We start from the raw sequence: 18,721 nt of genomic DNA, 5'->3' as shown, positions 1-18,721 counted from the left end.
GTCTTATAACCTAAGAAAGAGAGGATCATTGATGGGAAGATTTTGTTTTTGTGCGCTAATAGGAAAAGAATTGGATGTGAGAGGTGGCATAACGTGATGAATAGTGTTGTTAAAAAACTGTGTTGTTTTTCCATAAAAGGCGTTTTGTTGATTAATTTGAATCATTTGGGGGAAAAATTCTTGCACGATGAGAGGGTTATGGAGTGCTGCAAGAACTGTGCGTCCTTGCTGTTGCCAGTATGTGATCAGTGTAAGAAGGTCTTTTTGGGTATTATGATCTACACCATTGAAAGGTTCATCAAGCAAAATAATATTGGCATCTTGCACAATGATACGTGCAAAAAGAGCGCGTTGTAATTGCCCGCCTGATAATGTTTCAAGCGAACGGGGTGCTAGTTCTGTAAGCCCAACCGTTTCAAGCGCATTTTGAATCTTAGAATCATAAAGGCGCTGGCTTTTCCATAATCCACAAAAAGACCACAGTCCTGTTTTTACAAGCGTTTTCACATCAATTGGAAATGTTTGATCTACATCACATTGCTGAGAAAGATAAGCAATACGGCTTTTTTTTGGTTTTGTAATTTTTCCCTTAAGAGGTTTAATCAATCCGGCGATGGCTTTTAGCAGTGTCGATTTTCCAGCGCCATTATCGCCTGTTATTGCGACCAATGAACCAGCTTTTAACTTTGCTGAAAAGTTCTTTATTGCTATTCTATTTCCATAGCCTAATGTTGTCTTATTGAAGTGCAGATCCATATTTTTTACCATCGTTGCTTATTATTTTGAAAACTATGTAATAATATAACGTTTGTCAATAAAATGTTATATTATTACATAGTTTTGAGGACTGAAAATTTTAGTGTGAAGATCGTGGAAAATTAAAAATAATAATTGAATTCACCTTGACGAAAGAGAGAGAGTATATACTATATATAGTATCAAAATGATTGGTGATTCTAAATAAGCACAAGAGAGGGTGTTAGTGTGTTTCGTTTGGTATCTAAGTTATTTCCATTATTGTAAAGAGTTTATTGACCAAGGGCATAGCAGTGTTTTTGCTGAAGGATCTCTTTTGGAAGGATTCCTTTCGTTTTTGTAATTGATTTTTGCCGTAAAAGAGTAAAACAGAGCTCTTGAAAAACGGTAGTTTAGAACGTTAGTTTTTAGACAGCAGGAGGGAATTGTAATGCAAGCAAAAGATTGTTTTATAACTGGGGGGCTTTGCCATTTAAGTTATAGAATAATCGCTTATTCTCATCATAGTCTTTGAAGTTATTTGATGAGGAATTCTGTTATGTTCAAGAAGCTGTGTACTATTTGAAAGTAACCACATGTTTTGCGTACAATTTCTGTTTTTTGTTATTCTTGAGTACTTATAAAATTATTAGATTGACCTTTTAGGGTTGATTGTTTGGAATTGTGAAAGTTGAAGAAAATGTCGATCACTATTTATAGCAAACCATCTTGTGTCCAATGTGATGCTACACGCCGCGCTTTTGATGCAAAAGGCATTCATTATCGTGTTGTTGATATTTCTTGTGATGAACAAGCATACAATTTTGTTCAATCTCTGGGGTATCGTCAGGTTCCTGTCGTTGTTTGTGGTGAAAATCATTGGTCTGGTTTTAGACCAGATATGATTAGTGGTCTTTGTGCTTAATGGGGCTTATTGTTTATTATTCGAGTGCAACGGGTAATACAGAACATTTTGTCTCGCAACTTGGTCAACGACTCTTCAAAATTGATAAAAGAAAGCCTTCTGCATTGGTTGGTGAACCTTATGTACTGGTTGTTCCTACATATGCAGATGGTGAAGGAAGAGGAGCAGTGCCGAAAGCCGTTATCCATTTTCTTAATGAAGCTGAGAACCGAAAATTAATTCGTGGTGTCATTGGTGGTGGGAATCGTAATTTTGGTTGTTATTATAATTTAGCAAGTAAAATCATTGCTGAAAAATGTTGTGTACCTTGCCTTTATCGTTTTGAGCTGCGTGGAACTGATGAAGACGTTATTTATGTAAAAAAGGGATTGGAAAGATTTTGGAAACAATTGGTATAGGGCAATCGCAGAAATCGGATCAGATTACTGATTATCATGCGCTGAATGCAATGCTTAATCTTTATGATGAAAATGGTCATATTCAATTTGATATGGATAGGCTTGCCGCACGGCAATATTTTCTTCAGCATGTTAATCAAAATACAGTTTTTTTTCATAACCTGAAGGAAAAAATAGACTACTTAATAGAAGAAGGTTATTATGAAAAAGCTTTATTTGGGCTTTATGATTTTTCTTTTATTAAAAAGCTTTTTAAACGTGCTTATGCATTTAAGTTTCGTTTTCCTACCTTTTTAGGCGCATTTAAGTACTATACCAGCTATACATTAAAGACTTTTGATGGGAAACGTTATCTTGAACGTTATGAAGATCGTGTTTGTCTTGTAGCTTTATATTTGGCACAAGGGAATAAAGCTCTTGCTGAAAGTTTTGTGGATGAAATTATTACAGGACGTTTTCAGCCGGCAACACCGACATTTTTAAATGCTGGGAAAAAACAACGTGGTGAATTGGTTTCGTGTTTTTTGCTACGTGTTGAAGATAATATGGAATCGATAGGTCGTTCGGTTAATTCGGCTTTGCAGCTTTCAAAACGTGGTGGAGGTGTGGCGCTTTGTTTAACGAATTTGCGGGAAGCTGGGGCACCAATTAAGCAAATAGAAAATCAGTCCTCAGGAGTCTTACCGGTGATGAAACTCTTGGAAGATTCTTTTTCTTACGCCAATCAGCTTGGGGCAAGACAGGGGGCTGGAGCTGTTTATTTGCATGCTCACCATTTAGATATTATGAAGTTTTTGGATACAAAGCGTGAAAATGCTGATGAAAAAGTTAGAATCAAAACGCTTTCGCTTGGTGTCGTTATTCCTGATATTACTTTTGAGCTTGCACGGAATAATGAGGATATGTATCTCTTCTCATCTTATGATATCGAGCGTGTGACAGGTAAGCCCTTTAGCGATATTTCTTTAACGGAGCATTATCGTTCTTTTGTTGATAATGCAAAGATTCGTAAAAAGAAAATAAGTGCACGCGTTTTTTTCCAGACATTAGCGGAAATTCAATTTGAGTCGGGTTATCCCTATATTTTATTTGAGGATACTGCTAATCGATCGAACCCAATAGCTGGGCGCATAAGTATGAGCAATTTATGTTCAGAAATTTTGCAGGTGAGTGAGGCAAGTGAACTGGAGACAGATTTAACTTATCGCACGATTGGAAGTGATATATCCTGTAATCTTGGATCCATGAATATTGCCAAAGCAATGGAAAGTCCTGATTTCGGACAGACCGTGGAATCTGCTGTTCGTGCCCTTACTGCGGTTTCGGATATGAGCAATATTGCCTGTGTGCCTTCCATTGCGAAAGGCAATGCTGAAAGTCATGCGATTGGTTTGGGACAAATGAATTTGCACGGGTTTCTAGCGCGTGAACAGATCTATTATGGATCTCCAGAAGCGATAGATTTTACCAATATCTATTTTTATATTGTGACATATCACGCCATACGGGCTTCCAATTTGATTGCACGTGAACGTCAAGAAATGTTTGCAGGGTTTGAAAAATCAGCTTATGCAGATGGACGTTTTTTCGAAAAATATATTGAAAAAGAATGGAAACCGCAATTTGCGCTTGTGCAAGAGCTTTTTGCACGGAACAATATTGTTATCCCAGATCAAAAGGATTGGCAGGAACTCAAAAAATTAGTCATTGAGTATGGGCTTTATAACCGTAATTTGCAGGCAGTTCCACCTACGGGATCTATTTCCTATATTAATCATGCCACTTCTTCTATTCATCCAATTGCTTCAAAAATTGAAATTCGCAAAGAAGGAAAAATTGGACGCGTTTATTATCCCGCTCCTTATATGGATAATACGAATTTGAATTTTTACCAAGATGCTTATGAGATTGGTCCTGAAAAAATTATAGATACCTATGCTGCAGCAACACAGCATGTTGATCAAGGTCTTTCATTGACATTATTTTTTCCTGATACCGCTACCACACGTGATATTAACCGCGCACAAATTTATGCCTGGAAAAAGGGTATAAAGAGTATTTACTATGTACGATTACGGCAAGTAGCATTAAGTGGAACAGAAGTTGATGGCTGTGTTTCGTGCAGTTTATAGGAGATCATCATATGACAAAGATTACAACCAAAAATCCTGTTGTGTGCGCTGTTAATTGGAATAGATTACATGATGAGAAAGATCTTGAAGTATGGAACCGCTTAACTGGGAACTTTTGGTTACCTGAGAAGGTTCCACTTTCCAATGATATTCCCTCATGGTCAAGCTTAACAGATGAAGAACGTAAATTAACAATTCGTGTTTTTACAGGACTAACGCTTTTAGATACAATTCAAAATACTGTTGGAGCCATTTCGCTTCTGGCTGATGCAATAACAGAGCATGAGGAGGCAGTGTTGACGAATATTGCTTTCATGGAAGCGGTTCATGCACGTTCTTATTCCTCTATTTTTTCAACCCTTTGTTCGACGGTAGAAGTTGATGATGCGTTTAGATGGTCAGAAGAAAATATTCATTTGCAGAAAAAGGCTAGATTAGTACTTGAGCGTTATGAAGCAAATGATCCACTTAAGAAAAAAATTGCTTCGACTTTGCTGGAAAGCTTTTTATTTTATTCTGGTTTTTATTTGCCCATGTATTGGGCCAGTCGCGCTAAGTTGACCAATACAGCAGATCTCATTCGATTAATCATTCGTGATGAAGCAGTCCATGGTTATTATATAGGTTATAAATTCCAATTGGGCTTTGCAAAGCTTGATGAAGCCAAAAAGAAAGAAATTAAAGATTTTGCTTTTAACCTGCTCTTTGATCTTTATAATATCGAGTGCAAATATACTGAAGATCTTTATGATGCACTTGGATTGACAGAAGATGTTAAAATTTTTCTTCATTATAATGCTAACAAGGCTTTAATGAATTTAGGTTTTGAAGCTCTTTTTCCCCCTGAGGTTTGTCGTGTTAATCCCGCTATTTTGGCAGCTTTATCACCAAACTCTGATGAAAATCATGACTTTTTTTCAGGGGCAGGTTCTTCTTATGTCATTGGCAAGGCGGTTGCTACCACGGATGATGATTGGGAATTTTAATGTTTGCATGCAAATAGAAGTGCGCGGGGTATTCCACTTAGATCTTTACGCACTTCTAAACATTGAAAACCATTTTTTTCAAATAAATTACAGACTTCATTTTCTTGAGAGTAACCAATTTCAACAGCGACATAGCCGTTTTCTTTTAAGTAGTGGGCTGCTTCATGGGCGAGTTTTCGATAAAAATCAAGTCCATCTTCCCCTCCTATCAGGGCGCGTAATGGGTCATGTAAGCGCACTTCTTTTGCAAGTTTTTCGATATCTTGTGCGGGAATATAAGGTGGATTAGAAACAATGAAATCAAAGCGATCTGCGACCGCATCAAACCAGTCGCTAAGAAGAGGTGTGAAGCGGTGTGCTACTTCAGCGTTTTTTGCATTTTTTTTCGCTGTTTTAAGGGCATCTTCAGAAATATCGACTGCCACCGCATAGGATTGGGGAATTTGTTTAAGGAGTGTAATGGCAATGGCGCCACTTCCTGTTCCCATATCAAGGAATCTTGTTCTTCTCGAATTTTCGACCTGTTTTTGGAGAAAAGGGAGAACAAGATCTATTAGCGTTTCTGTATCAGGACGAGGTTCTAACGTCTCTTGAGACAATGCAAAAGATATACCATAAAATTCTCGTGCTCCTATAATACGGTAGACGGGTTCTCCTGCAATACGCCGTTGTAGAGCCTGTTCTATTTGTATAATATGCTCAGAAGACAGATGCATATCTGGTTTAGAAATTCTTTCAGCAGCATTTATTCCTGTTATCCATTCAACGAGTATTTTCGCATCGAGATCGGCTTCAGCAATTCCTTTCGTGCGCAATTTTTCTTGCATTCGTTGGATGACATTCTTGAAAGAATATTCGCTCAATTATTATCCATTTCCATAAGCAGTGTTGTTTGATGATCTGAGATGAGTGCATGAAGAAGCTCATCAAGATCTCCCTCTAGAATGCGATCAAGCTTATACAAGGTTAGATTAATACGGTGATCCGTGACACGTCCTTGTGGAAAATTATAGGTACGAATACGTTCTGAACGATCACCAGAACCAACTTGGCTTTTACGAGAAGCTGAACGTTCACTTTCCGCTTTTTGTCGTTCGATATCGAATAAGCGTGCCCGTAAAATTTGAAGGGCTCGTGCTCGGTTTTGATGTTGTGATTTTTCTGCTTGTACGACCATAATTCCTGTTGGAATATGCGTGATACGAACAGCTGAATCCGTTGTATTAACATGCTGTCCTCCTGCTCCAGATGCACGCATTGTGTCAATACGAATATCTTCAGGGCGAATATCAATATCAATTTCTTCAGCCTCCGGAAGGACTGCAACGGTAGCAGCAGATGTATGGATACGTCCACCGGTTTCTGTTTCGGGGATGCGTTGCACACGGTGAACCCCTGATTCATATTTCAATTTAGAAAAGACACCTTTTCCTGAGATAGTAGCAATAATCTCTTTATATCCGCCAACTTCTCCCTCACTGAGTGAAATAACTTCTACTGTCCAATGGTGAGCATGGGCATAACGTTCATACATACGGAAAAGATCACCGGAAAAAAGTGCTGCTTCTGATCCACCCGTTCCTGCTCGAATTTCAACAATAGCGTTTTTTTCATCAGCAACATCTTTAGGCAAAAGCAGAATCTGGAGTTCTTTTTCAAATTGCTCTACTTTTTTATATAACAATGGTAGCTCTTCTTGGGCAAGATTACGCATCTCTACGTCTGTTTGTTTATCATTGATAATTGTTTCTAATTCTGTAATCTCTTTGTAAAGAGCATTTAATGCGCGTATAGAGGCAATAACGGGTTGTAGTTCTGCATATTCAGAAGCTAATTTGACATATGTTTCAGCATTTGGATTAGTCGTCATTTGGCTTTCAATTATTTCAAAGCGCTTTTCAAGCTGTCTCATACGATCTTGTGGCAAGGAAACCATGATAATATTGGCCTAATTTTTCATAATACAATTTTTATAATATTTTGTTGCAATGATTTTTTGTTATAATACTGACAATGAATTACCGTATAGCATCATACAAAAAGGGGTAATAGAGCAAAATTTTTTTTTGCCAATGGAAACTATTATATCTTAAAGGTAAATTTTTATAAAACTCGATTTACCTGAGGTATTTTATCTAATGATATATAATCACTTTTTTAAGAGTTTTTTTTTCCGTAAAGTTCAAGGCGGTGATGAATAATATCATAGCCAAGGGACTTTGCAATTTCCTCTTGAAGCTTTTCAATAACATCAGAATGAAACTCGATAACTTGTCCTGTTTCTATATCAATGAGATGATCATGATGTTGACCATCTGCTTGCTCAAAACGAGATGGACCACCACTAAAGCTATGGCGATGAATTGTTCCATTTCCTTCTAATGTTTTCATGGTTCGATAAACAGTTGAGAGTGAAATACTCGAATCTATTTTGTTTGCACGCTGAAAAATTTCAAATGCATTGGGATGGTCATTTGTGTCAGTCAAAATATCAAGAATAACTCGTCGTTGACGTGTTACTCTTAAACCAGCTGTGCGCAATTCTTGCTCATAATTTCGCTTTTTATTCATTTTCATAGTTTGCTTTTCAAACAAAGGCTCCATGACAGTGTTTGTATTTTTTCTCTGAACCGCAAGGACAACGCTCATTACGTCCAACTTTTCCCCATGTGGTTATATCATTAGGGTCACGATCTTGTGGATTAACAAATCTATTTTCTTGTGATCGTGCCCATAAGGTGGGAGCATTTTCTTGACTTTGATCATTAAAGACAGAAGAAGTAGCATCAGTTTGCTCAGGCATGATCGGTTCTGTAGGTTGTTGAATGATTTCAAAGCGCATAAGCTTAGAAGTGACAATTCGGCGCAAATTTCTCAACATACTTTGAAAGAGTTCAAAAGATTCTGTCTTATATTCATTGAGCGGATCCCGCTGCGCATAACCACGAAAACCAACAACAGAACGCAAATGGTCTAAACTCACCAGATGTTCACGCCATAACGTGTCAATAGTTTCGAGCAATACTGCCTTGTGAAAATAAGCCATAACCTCTGGAGAATAGCGTTCAGTACGTTCATTTTCAAGTTTTGTAACAGCATCTGATACACGCTCCAAAATTTGCTCCTCGGCAATTCCATCTTCTTTTGCCCACTCTTCTACTGGAAGCTCAAGATTAAAGAGTTGTTGAAGTTCTTCTTCGAGAGTTTTTACATCCCATTTTTCAGAATATGTCCCTGATGGAATATAAGCCTCTACGAGATCCTCTACGACTTCATTGCGCATTTCAAGGATCATTTCTGATAAATCATCTGCGTTCATGATCTCCATACGCTGTTCAAAAATAACCTTGCGCTGATCATTCATGACATCATCATATTTTAGCAGATTTTTACGAATTTCAAAGTTTCGTGCTTCGACCTTTTTTTGTGCTTTTTCAAGGGCTTTATTAATCCATGGATGGATAATAGCTTCATTTTCTTTCAATCCAAGTTTTTGCAGCATACCATCCATACGATTGGAGCCAAAGATACGCATAAGATCATCTTGAAGAGAGAGAAAGAATTTTGAGCGACCTGGATCGCCTTGGCGACCAGAACGTCCACGAAGCTGGTTATCAATACGACGGCTTTCATGACGTTCCGTTGCAATGACGTAAAGACCACCAGCCGCTAAAGCTTTGTCTTTAAGCTTCTGAACATCTTTTTTTATTTCTTCAATTTTAGCTGTCCGCTCTGGACCTTCGGGGATATCCTGTAACTCTTGTCGGATGCGCATTTCAACATTACCACCAAGCTGTATATCCGTACCGCGTCCTGCCATGTTGGTTGCGATGGTGAGAGCTCTAGGAACTCCTGCTTGCGCAATGATGTATGCTTCTTGTTCGTGATAGCGAGCATTTAAGACTCTAAAATCGGTAATGCCTTCTTTTCGCAAACGCTCTGCCAATTGTTCTGATTTCTCAATAGAGGTTGTTCCAACAAGAATAGGCTGTTCTTTTTCATGTGCTTGACGGATATCACGCACAATTGCCCGATATTTCTCTTCTGCTGTTCGATAAATTTCATCATCTTCATCAATACGTTGTATTGGCAAATTTGTAGGGACTTCGACAACGTCAAGACCATAAATATTTCTGAATTCTTCGGCTTCTGTTGTTGCAGTTCCAGTCATTCCAGATAATTTTCTATACATACGGAAGTAATTTTGGAAAGTGATGGAAGCAAGTGTCTGGTTTTCTGGTTGAATAGCAACATGCTCCTTAGCTTCTAACGCTTGATGAAGTCCTTCAGAATAACGTCGCCCAGGCATCATTCGCCCTGTAAATTCGTCAATAATAACGATTTCATCATTGCGAACAATGTAATCTTTATCGCGAGCAAACAGTTTATGAGCTTTTAGAGCATTATTGACATGATGAACGATAGCGACATTTTCTATGTCATAAAGACTTTCACCTTTAAGATGTCCAGCTTGTTCGAGCATTTTTTCAATTTTTTCAGTACCAACTTCGGTAAAAGTCGTTGTTTTTTGTTTTTCGTCTATTTCATAGTCTTCTGGAGTTAAGGCAGGAATAAATGTATCAATAAGATTATAGAAGTCAGTACGATCTTCTAGAGGACCAGAAATAATAAGGGGTGTACGGGCTTCATCAATAAGAATCGAATCAACTTCATCAACAATTGCGTAATGATGTCCACGTTGGACCATTTGACTACGATCGAAGGCCATATTATCACGCAAATAATCAAAACCTAGTTCATTATTTGTGGCATAGGTGATGTCGCATGCATAGGCCTCTCGGCGGGCATCACTATCAAGATCATGAAGAATCACACCTGTTGTAAGCCCTAGAAAACTAAAAATTTTCCCCATTGTTTCAGCATCACGACTGGCGAGATAATCATTTACTGTCACAACATGAACGCCTTTACCTTCCAATGCATTGAGATAAATTGGTAAAGTTGCCATTAATGTTTTACCTTCACCAGTACGCATTTCAGCTATGCCACAGTCGTGAAGGACCATTCCACCAATAAGTTGCACGTCAAAAGGACGCATGTCATAAACACGTTTTGCGGCTTCACGAACAGTTGCGAAAGCTTCTGGTAAGAGCAAATCAACACTTTCACCTTCACTAAGACGTTTACGAAAGGCATCTGTTTTTTGGCAAAGCTGCTCATCACTTAATTTTACAAATTGTTCTTCCAAAGCATTAATTTGTGCAACTTTTTGGCGGAGTGCTTTGAGACGTCGCTCATGAGCTGAACCAAAAAACTTACGGGCAAAAACACCTAAACTGACCATCTCTGGCCCTTTCTTTTAATTGTTGTCACTCTTGTTGGGTAATTCATACGCTTTCCCCATACTCTACATTTTCTTCAAGTTATCTGATATGATTAGAGACATCATGAAATGCAGATAGTACCATTATACTTGTTGGTGTGCAATTTTTCACTTTAATTGTAAAGTAGAGATAAGAGGCTAAGCGCTCTATGTCAACTTTAGGTACGCTATTTAACTGATACAATACAAAGTAATTTAAGATACAATATGTCATTTTTCTCTATTATCGTGTTTTTCATCTGCATTAGATAGGATTGGAGCAACTCAGATAAAAGGACAATTTTATACTTTTTTAAAATAAAATTACTAATTTATTTCTCTATGTTTAAAGGTTAAAGTGTTATGGTAAAGAAAATTGGAATCTTGAACCTGCCTTCATTTTTAAGGAGTATATTTATGAAATTTAACTTTATCACGCTTTTTTTAGCATCAACTTTATTGGCAAGTACAAGTTTAGGGGTGAGAGCCCAAGAAGGTTTGAATTCATCGTCGAATGATTTAAAGACTTTGGAGAAAGCTTCTGAAAAAGCCGTTTCTCCTTCTCATGTTATGGCGGTTATTGATGGGAAAAATATTACAGCAGGCCAATTGGATGATTTAGCGCTTGAAATAAATCCTAATTTAGCACGTTTTCCTGATGAACAACGCCGTATGATGGTTCTAAAAGCTTATTTAGATATGCAGGCACTTGCAAAAGCAGCAAGAAGCAAAGGTCTTGATAAGACAGAAGCTTACGATAAACGTATGGCAGTCATGCGTGACAATGTTCTTCAACAGCTTTATTTTAAACAGGCGATTGTTGACAAAATCTCGGATACTGATTTGGAAGCTCTTTATAAGCAAGAAGTCGCTGCTTTACCTAAAGAAGATGAGGTTAAAGCGCGTCATATTTTGGTCAAAACGAGAAAAGAAGCAGAAGCTATCATTAAGCATTTAAATAAAGGCGAAAATTTTGAAGAGATTGCAAAGAAAAGTTCAACAGATGGTTCTGCTGCCGTTGGGGGTGATCTTGGTTATTTTAGCCATGGTCAAATGGTCAAGCCTTTTGAAGATGCTGCATTTGGTTTGAAAATTGGCGAATACACTAAACAACCCGTTGAAAGTCCTTTTGGTTGGCATATTATTAAATTAGAAGATCGTCGTTTGAAACAACCTCCTGCATTTGATGATGTTAAAGAGATGTTGCGGACACAGCTGATAAAAAAGCGCTATCAAGAACTGATTGTTGATTTGCGTAGCAAGATGGATGTGAAATACCCTGATCCTAATGTTACAAAAATCATGGAATCGCTTCATCAAAATGGGACGCTACTTCCCGATGAGACATCAGATGAAGAAGATACGGAATAGCTAGGAAAAATAAGTGGATAGCCTCTTTAATAGATAATTTGCTAGGTTAGTTTTGTTCAAAAAGCCTAGCAGTTTTCTATGAGAGGTTATTGATCTGCAATCATTTCATTTGTTTTTACAGAAAGCATATTGTGGTTTTGAAAATTTCTCCTTTATCGCCTCAAAAGATCCAGGAGCTTTCTCCCTTATCTGGGGTACGGATAGCAACAGCTGAAGCTGGGATTAAATATAAAGATCGTACAGATCTTCTTTTCATCATATTCGATAAGCCAGTGAGTGTGGCCGGTGTTTTTACCCGTTCAAAATGTCCATCTGCTCCTGTAGAGCATTGTCGTGCATCGCTTCCTCATGGGGTTGCGAGGGGTGTTGTTGTGAATTCTGGAAATGCAAATGCTTTTACAGGAAGCAAAGGAAAGCACACAACCAATGAAATCATCTGTGCAGCAGCGAACGCTTTAAAGGTTAGAGGAGATGAAATTTTTATAGCTTCTACGGGGGTTATTGGTGAGCCAATGGATGCTTCTTGCGTTGTGAATCTTTTACCAACTATGGCAGAGACAGCAGAAGAGGGAAATTGGTTGGAAGCTGCAAAAGCCATAATGACAACGGACACATTTCCAAAACTTTCTACACGCAGATTTGATTGTGGAGGCGAGACTGTCACCATTAACGGGATTGCAAAAGGTGCTGGTATGATTGCACCCGATATGGCGACAATGCTGTCGTTTGTGGTTAGTGACGCTACTATTTCTTCGGATGTACTCCAATCCATGTTATCAGAGGCAGTTGAGGGTTCTTTCAATTCAATTACTGTTGATAGCGATACCTCAACTTCAGATACGCTTATGTTGTTTGCGACAGGAAAAGAACATTTCCCATGTCTTACAAGTAAATCTGATCCGCGTTATGGAGTTTTTGTGAAACAATTGAGTGCACTTTTGCATGAACTTGCACTACAAGTTGTTTGTGATGGCGAAGGTGCTCGTCATTTAATTGAGGTTAATGTGATGGGGGCTACAACAAACAATGCAGCTAAAACTATTGCTTTATCAATTGCAAATTCACCGCTCGTAAAAACGGCTATTGCTGGTGAAGATGCGAATTGGGGGCGGGTCGTTATGGCAGTTGGGAAGGCCGGTGTTGAAGTCGATCGTGATCTATTGACGATTTGGTTTGGTGAGCATCGTGTGGCCGTGAATGGCGTACGAGATCCTGAGTATTGTGAAGAGACAATAGGTACTTATATGCAAGGTAAGCACATCACAATTCGTGTTGATATCGGTTTAGGTAAGAGCACGGCGACGGTTTGGTCTTGCGATTTAACAAAAGAGTACGTTATGATCAATAGTGATTACAGAAGTTAAAGGATGCACTCTCTATATTTAACTGCCGATTATTTTTTTAAGAGAATGAGATATGTGAGTTCTTTTTGAGGTAAGGGAATATACTAGAAAGAGACAGTTATCTTTATATTCTCATTGGAGAGTGATATGTGTATAAAAAGTTCCCTTCTTCTTGTTGTTGCATGTGCACTGTTAGATCAAAATAATCGTGTTTTGCTTACCAAGCGTCCTGAAGGAAAATCGCTGGCTGGTTTATGGGAGTTTCCTGGTGGAAAGGTTGAGCAAGGTGAAACTCCAGAAATTTCATTGATTCGTGAACTAGAAGAAGAGCTTGGTGTGTATGTTCAGGCAAATAATTTATTACCTTTAACGTTTGCAAGCCATAGCTATGCAACATTTCACCTCTTGATGCCGTTGTATCTTTGTTATCATTATGAGGGAGTTGCGCAAGGACGAGAGGGGCAAAATTTAGAATGGGTTTTTGTTAATGATCTTGATAAATACCCTATGCCTGATGCTGATAAACCATTGGTTCAGGTATTGAAAAATCATCTTCTTTAATGTGTTATAAGAAGAAAACATTGTTTAAATATAATTCAATATATTGATTTAAAATGATAATTTATAATTTTTATGTTGAATGTAAAAGTCCAGAGTCGTAATTTTTTTTCATTTCAAATATGAGAGATAAAGAAAAAATCTCCATAAATAAGTATATAAACGAGAAATATAAATAATATGAGAAAGATATTATTTTTTATAGGAGGCATGTATTAAGTTTCTTGCATTGGACGACGTTTTGCGATGGGATATTGATTTTTTTTAGCTATACGCGTAATTGCCTCTTCTAATGGCTCGATCATAACGTCCATGGAAAAACCATTTGCATGAATAATATTTTCATGATCAACCATAATAGCAACATGATCTTTCCAAAAAATTAAATCGCCTCGTTGAAGTTTATCAGTATCTGTAAGAGGACTGCCTATAGTTTCTTGCTGCATATCGGTGTCACGTAAAACTATTTGATCAGTCATCATCATAGAGAGTTGAATGAGTCCCGAACAATCAATTCCAAAACCGCTGACACCACCCCAAAGATAAGGTGTACGGATAAAGGTTTCTGCAACTGTGACATAATCTTCGTATACACGTCCAATGGGGCTGAGATGGCTCGTAATGATTGCTGTTCCATTTTCAAGAATAGAATACATTGTGTCACGGACTTCAATTTCATCAACAACACTGACTTTGCTTCCCATAGATAACGGAGACACTATTGGTCCACGTAAGTCAGCGTGTGAATATTTAAATGTACGTGGGACTGAAACTATATGCGTTTGTTTTATAGTTGATGTACAAAGGGCTGTTGTATCAATATAACCAACATAACCATCTTTAAGGGATTGCCCCCACGACATCGTTTCCCCTTGTTCAAAAATGAGAAGTTCTTCTCCCAATAAGCATTCTGTTTGTCTTTCACTTTTTTTACTATTTTCTTTAAAAAGTCCAGCGACCGCTGTATTAACACGTTTTTTTTCACCTTGAACAAAGCGCTGGGCTGTAATTTCTGTTTCAAGACGTTGATCCGCTAGATCATCTCTGAATGCATAAAGCCTTGGGTCTTTAGAGGTCATCTTTTTGCTTCCATTTTGTTACTTCTTACTTTTAAACAAACTCATGAAAACTCTATTGGTAAGTTTTTTATCCTCAAACAAAACTAAGGACACAGTTTAAGACGATTGCAATTATTCTTTAGGATGTAAAATTGTCTATCTTTGTGGATATTGTGTGTCAAACTTCATTTTTAAAAATATTATAAAGGGCACGAATAGTTTGTGCTGATCCACCAATAGGGTATCCTGGTTTTTCTTTTGGAACCCATCCATAAAGATCAAAATGCGCAAAATGTTCAGCTTTTTCAACAAAAGAATTAAGAAATAAAGCAGCCGTTATAGAGCCAGCAAAGCTATTTCCAGTTACATTGTTAAGATCAGCAATTGGTGATGATAACATCTCTTGGTAAGGTTTCCAAAGGGGCATTTGCCAAAGAGGATCAAAAACAGCGTGAGCAGATTCAGAGATTTGTTGTGCCCATATTGAATCATTGCAATAAAATGCGGGGAGATCTGGTCCTAATGCTATACGCGCTGCCCCTGTTAAAGTAGCCATACAAAGCATGAATTGTGGACTTTCTTCATCACCATAGGCGAGCGCATCGGCAAGGACAAGTCGCCCTTCAGCATCTGTATTACCTACTTCAACACTTAAGCCTTTACGACTTTTGAGAATATCACTTGGTCGGTAAGCATTCGCAGAAATTGCATTTTCTACAGCTGGAATCAAAATACGTAGACGGAAAGGCAATTTGGCATCCATGATAAGTTTAGCCAATCCCAAAACGTTTGCTCCACCCCCCATGTCTTTTTTCATAAGCAACATGTTATTGGCTGATTTAATATCGAGTCCTCCCGTATCAAAAGTTACCCCTTTGCCTACCAACGTTATTTTAGGATGATGTTCTTGCCCCCAGTGTAACTCAATCAGTCGCGGTGCAGTACTGCCTGCTCGTCCTACGGCATGAATCATCGGAAAATTATGGGTTAAGAGATCATCTCCACAAATACTTTGGACATGAGCACCGTAGGTTTTTCCTAGTTTTCGTGCTTCTTTTTCGAGAGCATCAGGGGTCATATCATTGGCTGGAATATTGATGAGATCACGGACAAAAAAGACAGCCTCATAAATTCGTTGGAGTTCATTAAGATCAACGGCCTCATTGACATGGATAGACAATGATTTGAAAGAAGAATTTTGACGATAGCGATTAAATTGATAGCTACCGAATGCTAATCCAAGATAGGCATTTATTTCATCAGAGGTCGTACCTTCTAAATGCCATTGACCAGCAGGAAGTTTTTGAGCAAGCAGTCCTGTGATAAAGGGATCGTTCCCATTTCCAATTCCAAATAAAACTTTTTTTAAATGCCCCGTTTCGTGAGGAACAAAGAGTATTTGTCCTGCTTTACCAGTAAAGTCATTAACTTTTATCCATGCTGTTGTTGACGCATCAAGTGATAAGTTGGCAAGAGTTCTTTGGTTTACCAAGATGATAGGGCAACTGTTATCGATACGCGTTGAGGTAAAATGAATGTGATAATGCTGCATAGTTATGAGATCCTTATAGTCGTCTAAGTGCGACATACTCGACCAAATGATTTTTTCCTTTTCGTAGAATGAGATTGGATCGTGGTCGTGTTGGCAATATATTTTCTTGTAAATTTTTTAAATTAATTGTTTGCCAAAGATCCTCAGCGATTTTTGAGGCTTCTTTTTCACTGAGCAGGGCATAACGATGAAAATAGGATTCAGGATTTTGAAAAGCTGTTTTACGCAAACGTTTAAAGCGCTCTAAATACCAGTGACGAATGACTTCTGTTTCGGCATCGACATAGATTGAAAAATCAAAAAAATCTGATACGAAAGGAATAGCTTTTCCATCTTTAGGAAGATCACTGACCTGTAATACATTAATACCTTCAACAATTAAAATATCAGGACGGTCAATGGTAATTGTCTGATTTTCTAGAACATCATAAGTCATATGTGAGTAAAGCGGGGCACGGACATTTCCGATACCTGCTTTTATAGCCGAAAGAAAGCACAGCAATTTTTTAATGTCATAGGAATCAGGAAATCCTTTACGATTCATACGATTTTTTTGCTGTAAGATTGCATTAGGATAGAGAAAACCATCCGTTGTGATCAGATCAACTTTAAGACTAGATGTCCATCGTTTCAACAGTTCTTGAAGAATGCGAGCCGTGGTTGATTTTCCTACTGCTACAGAACCAGCAATTCCAATAATAAAGGGCGTTTTTCTACTCTCTTCTTGATGGAGAAACTGCTGACGTTTGTGAAAAAGTTCCTGTACTGCTTCAACATGGCATGATAACAAACGCGATAAAGAAAGATAAATGCGTTGGACTTCTTTAAGATCGATAGGATCATCAATAGAGCGCAAACGCTTAATTTCATCAAAAGTCAAAGTAAGAGGTGTGTCTGCACGAAACTCTGACCATTCTTGTGCAGTAAAAACACGATAGGGTGAATATCGGTCAGAAACGCATTTGACCAGATTATCTTCCTGATTAATTTTTTGTATAATCGTATCAATCATTTGTATTGGTCGAGAATTTTTTGCCGCAGCAATCGATTAAAATTGGACAGATGAGCGGCTTGATTTTCAAATAAATTTTGTTTTGCATGCTCTCTTCTTTAAGATAATAGATCATTTTTCATTAACTTATAGTCCAGTCATTCCAGTTTGCACGGATTTGTGCTAATGAGTGCCCTTGCGCTAAAAAAGCCCATAAAAGTAGACGCGCTTTTACGGCTGATAAATAACCAGACATGAGAGCACCAGAAGCAATCATATCGATTTCTGAGCCTTTATAGCCATAAGTTATACGAGTTGTTGAGCCATTACAACAACGACTAGCAATAATGATTGGTATTTTTTGTGCATATTGTTGTACAAGGTCTGCTTCTTGAAAACTACAGTGTCCTGCACCAAAACCAGCAATAACAACTCCAGCATAATACCCACTTTCAAGGCATAGCTTCATTAATTGTGCATCAGATGATAAAGAGGAATAGAGGAGTGCAATTTGATGATCGTGGTTTTGGGGAAGATCAAACGTCGTCGGAAAAAGCTTTTGATCATTGAAATAAATAAGTTTTCCCTCTAAAATAGTTCCTAAAATACCTGCAAGACCTGATTGAAATGTTTCGACTTTGACGGTATGGCTTTTATAGAGCCAATAAGGTGAATGAATTGTATCATTTATGACAACAAGAACGCCCCTGTTACGACTTTGTGGGGCTGCTGCGACACGAGTGGCTGCTAAAATATTGGCGGGGCCGTCTGCGCCTGCTTCATGAGGCATGCGCATAGCGCCGGTTATGATGAGTGGTTCAGCTTCCTTCCAATAAAGAGAAAGAAAAAAAGCTGTTTCTTCCAGAGTATCAGTCCCTTGTGTTAAAACAATACCTTCTGCACCAGCATTTATTTGTTGTTTTGCCCACTCGATTATTTCAAAAAGAATTTGAAACGATAAAGATCCACTTGGTATTTGCATTAATGTTTGTGCATGAATATCAGCAACGTTATTTAAATCAGGAACACTTTTTATGAGGTTATCTGAAGTTAAAGTCGGTTGCATGTGACCAAAACGATCAGCAGTCATTGCAATTGTTCCACCTAAGGTCCCTATGGCTATTTTTTTCATAATTTTCCTCTAAAAGGCACAAACTGTTTATATAAAGCTATTTAGCAGTAATTTACATTGACAACAATGATATCATTTTTCCATTTTCAACAAATTGAGTTATGCTGAATCATTGTGTTTTGCTGTATATGTTCTTAAATAGGACAATAGTAGTTGAGTTTTACATTGTATGAAAAGAAATCAATATTAAAAAGTAAAGTTAATATTAAGGAGTCTC

Annotated in this window: 16 protein-coding genes; 7 read left to right on the top strand and 9 right to left on the bottom strand. The window is 37.8% G+C overall.

Annotated elements, in window-relative coordinates; genetic code table 11:
• Nucleotides 1–3: 3 nt before the first annotated feature.
• Nucleotides 4–756 (bottom strand): ABC transporter ATP-binding protein, encoded by a 753-nt coding sequence (locus ACFIJ7_RS03740; protein WP_375636007.1) that lies wholly within the window; start codon nucleotides 754–756, stop codon nucleotides 4–6.
• 679 nt (nucleotides 757–1,435) lie between these two features.
• Between ACFIJ7_RS03740 and nrdH the strand changes: the two genes are divergently transcribed.
• From nrdH to nrdF, 4 genes are read left to right on the top strand one after another with little or no spacing between them, the layout of a single operon-like run.
• Nucleotides 1,436–1,660, top strand: coding sequence for a glutaredoxin-like protein NrdH (gene nrdH, locus ACFIJ7_RS03735; protein ID WP_375644644.1), 225 nt, complete (start codon nucleotides 1,436–1,438; stop codon nucleotides 1,658–1,660).
• On the top strand, nucleotides 1,660–2,058 hold the full coding sequence (gene nrdI, locus ACFIJ7_RS03730) for a class Ib ribonucleoside-diphosphate reductase assembly flavoprotein NrdI (protein ID WP_375636005.1): 399 nt from the start codon (nucleotides 1,660–1,662) through the stop codon (nucleotides 2,056–2,058). The genes nrdH and nrdI overlap by 1 nt, the downstream gene beginning before the upstream one ends.
• Complete coding sequence (gene nrdE / locus ACFIJ7_RS03725) at nucleotides 2,040–4,190, top strand: class 1b ribonucleoside-diphosphate reductase subunit alpha (RefSeq protein ID WP_375636004.1); 2,151 nt, start codon at nucleotides 2,040–2,042, stop codon at nucleotides 4,188–4,190. The genes nrdI and nrdE overlap by 19 nt, the downstream gene beginning before the upstream one ends.
• Before the next feature lie 11 nt (nucleotides 4,191–4,201).
• Nucleotides 4,202–5,176 carry a class 1b ribonucleoside-diphosphate reductase subunit beta gene (nrdF, locus tag ACFIJ7_RS03720; protein WP_012754609.1) on the top strand — a complete coding sequence of 325 codons (975 nt, stop codon included), beginning with the start codon at nucleotides 4,202–4,204 and terminating at the stop codon, nucleotides 5,174–5,176.
• Here nrdF and prmC read toward each other — a convergent pair.
• From prmC to secA, 4 genes are all read right to left on the bottom strand, one after another.
• Complete coding sequence (gene prmC, locus ACFIJ7_RS03715) at nucleotides 5,173–6,039, bottom strand: peptide chain release factor N(5)-glutamine methyltransferase (protein WP_375644643.1); 867 nt, start codon at nucleotides 6,037–6,039, stop codon at nucleotides 5,173–5,175. The genes nrdF and prmC overlap by 4 nt on opposite strands.
• Complete coding sequence (prfA, locus tag ACFIJ7_RS03710; RefSeq protein WP_375644642.1) at nucleotides 6,036–7,112, bottom strand: peptide chain release factor 1; 1,077 nt, start codon at nucleotides 7,110–7,112, stop codon at nucleotides 6,036–6,038. Before prfA ends, prmC begins: the two co-directional genes overlap by 4 nt.
• Nucleotides 7,113–7,333: 221 nt before the next feature.
• Complete coding sequence (locus tag ACFIJ7_RS03705; protein WP_026500203.1) at nucleotides 7,334–7,825, bottom strand: Fur family transcriptional regulator; 492 nt, start codon at nucleotides 7,823–7,825, stop codon at nucleotides 7,334–7,336.
• The gene (gene secA / locus ACFIJ7_RS03700; RefSeq protein ID WP_375636001.1) at nucleotides 7,764–10,481 is read right to left on the bottom strand and encodes a preprotein translocase subunit SecA; all 2,718 of its coding nucleotides are present in this window, start codon (nucleotides 10,479–10,481) and stop codon (nucleotides 7,764–7,766) included. The genes ACFIJ7_RS03705 and secA overlap by 62 nt, the downstream gene beginning before the upstream one ends.
• A 435-nt stretch (nucleotides 10,482–10,916) precedes the next feature.
• Here secA and ACFIJ7_RS03695 point away from each other — a divergent pair, with 435 nt between their 5' ends.
• The 3 genes from ACFIJ7_RS03695 to mutT all read left to right on the top strand — a co-directional run bounded on the left by ACFIJ7_RS03695 (nucleotide 10,917) and on the right by mutT (nucleotide 13,774).
• Nucleotides 10,917–11,870: a peptidylprolyl isomerase gene (locus ACFIJ7_RS03695; RefSeq protein WP_273787784.1), complete on the top strand. Its 954-nt coding sequence runs from the start codon at nucleotides 10,917–10,919 to the stop codon at nucleotides 11,868–11,870.
• 131 nt (nucleotides 11,871–12,001) lie between these two features.
• Nucleotides 12,002–13,234, top strand: a complete 1,233-nt coding sequence (argJ, locus tag ACFIJ7_RS03690; protein WP_375636000.1) for a bifunctional glutamate N-acetyltransferase/amino-acid acetyltransferase ArgJ — start codon at nucleotides 12,002–12,004, stop codon at nucleotides 13,232–13,234.
• 126 nt (nucleotides 13,235–13,360) lie between these two features.
• Nucleotides 13,361–13,774, top strand: a complete 414-nt coding sequence (gene mutT / locus ACFIJ7_RS03685; RefSeq protein ID WP_012754616.1) for an 8-oxo-dGTP diphosphatase MutT — start codon at nucleotides 13,361–13,363, stop codon at nucleotides 13,772–13,774.
• 212 nt (nucleotides 13,775–13,986) lie between these two features.
• Here mutT and ACFIJ7_RS03680 read toward each other — a convergent pair whose 3' ends face one another.
• From ACFIJ7_RS03680 to ACFIJ7_RS03665, 4 genes are all read right to left on the bottom strand, one after another.
• Nucleotides 13,987–14,850 carry an NlpC/P60 family protein gene (locus tag ACFIJ7_RS03680; RefSeq protein ID WP_375639199.1) on the bottom strand — a complete coding sequence of 288 codons (864 nt, stop codon included), beginning with the start codon at nucleotides 14,848–14,850 and terminating at the stop codon, nucleotides 13,987–13,989.
• A 157-nt stretch (nucleotides 14,851–15,007) separates the two neighbouring features.
• A complete protein-coding gene (locus tag ACFIJ7_RS03675) occupies nucleotides 15,008–16,381 on the bottom strand; it encodes a M17 family metallopeptidase (RefSeq protein ID WP_375644641.1) in 1,374 nt (457 codons plus the stop codon).
• Nucleotides 16,382–16,394: 13 nt separating this feature from the next.
• Nucleotides 16,395–17,393, bottom strand: coding sequence for a type I pantothenate kinase (gene coaA, locus ACFIJ7_RS03670; protein ID WP_012754619.1), 999 nt, complete (start codon nucleotides 17,391–17,393; stop codon nucleotides 16,395–16,397).
• A gap of 121 nt (nucleotides 17,394–17,514) precedes the next feature.
• A complete protein-coding gene (locus ACFIJ7_RS03665; RefSeq protein WP_012754620.1) occupies nucleotides 17,515–18,504 on the bottom strand; it encodes an asparaginase in 990 nt (329 codons plus the stop codon).
• Nucleotides 18,505–18,721 lie beyond the last annotated feature (217 nt).

The organism is Bartonella sp. MR100HLJHH, assembly GCF_042194215.1.
GTDB classification, from domain to species: Bacteria; Pseudomonadota; Alphaproteobacteria; order Rhizobiales; family Rhizobiaceae; genus Bartonella; species Bartonella grahamii.
This window is presented reverse-complemented; position numbering and strand designations above follow the sequence as displayed.

Bases quoted from the DNA above. Each gene is read 5' to 3' on its own strand.
- nrdI (WP_375636005.1), top strand. From the start codon at position 1,660: ATGGGGCTTATTGTTTATTATTCGAGTGCAACGGGTAATACAGAACAT.
- ACFIJ7_RS03665 (WP_012754620.1), bottom strand. From the start codon at position 18,504: ATGAAAAAAATAGCCATAGGGACCTTAGGTGGAACAATTGCAATGACT.
- ACFIJ7_RS03695 (WP_273787784.1), top strand. From the start codon at position 10,917: ATGAAATTTAACTTTATCACGCTTTTTTTAGCATCAACTTTATTGGCA.
- nrdH (WP_375644644.1), top strand. From the start codon at position 1,436: ATGTCGATCACTATTTATAGCAAACCATCTTGTGTCCAATGTGATGCT.
- ACFIJ7_RS03675 (WP_375644641.1), bottom strand. From the start codon at position 16,381: ATGCAGCATTATCACATTCATTTTACCTCAACGCGTATCGATAACAGT.
- mutT (WP_012754616.1), top strand. From the start codon at position 13,361: ATGTGTATAAAAAGTTCCCTTCTTCTTGTTGTTGCATGTGCACTGTTA.
- secA (WP_375636001.1), bottom strand. From the start codon at position 10,481: ATGGTCAGTTTAGGTGTTTTTGCCCGTAAGTTTTTTGGTTCAGCTCAT.
- prfA (WP_375644642.1), bottom strand. From the start codon at position 7,112: ATGGTTTCCTTGCCACAAGATCGTATGAGACAGCTTGAAAAGCGCTTT.
- nrdF (WP_012754609.1), top strand. From the start codon at position 4,202: ATGACAAAGATTACAACCAAAAATCCTGTTGTGTGCGCTGTTAATTGG.
- coaA (WP_012754619.1), bottom strand. From the start codon at position 17,393: ATGATTGATACGATTATACAAAAAATTAATCAGGAAGATAATCTGGTC.
- ACFIJ7_RS03705 (WP_026500203.1), bottom strand. From the start codon at position 7,825: ATGAGCGTTGTCCTTGCGGTTCAGAGAAAAAATACAAACACTGTCATG.
- ACFIJ7_RS03680 (WP_375639199.1), bottom strand. From the start codon at position 14,850: ATGACCTCTAAAGACCCAAGGCTTTATGCATTCAGAGATGATCTAGCG.
- ACFIJ7_RS03740 (WP_375636007.1), bottom strand. From the start codon at position 756: ATGGATCTGCACTTCAATAAGACAACATTAGGCTATGGAAATAGAATA.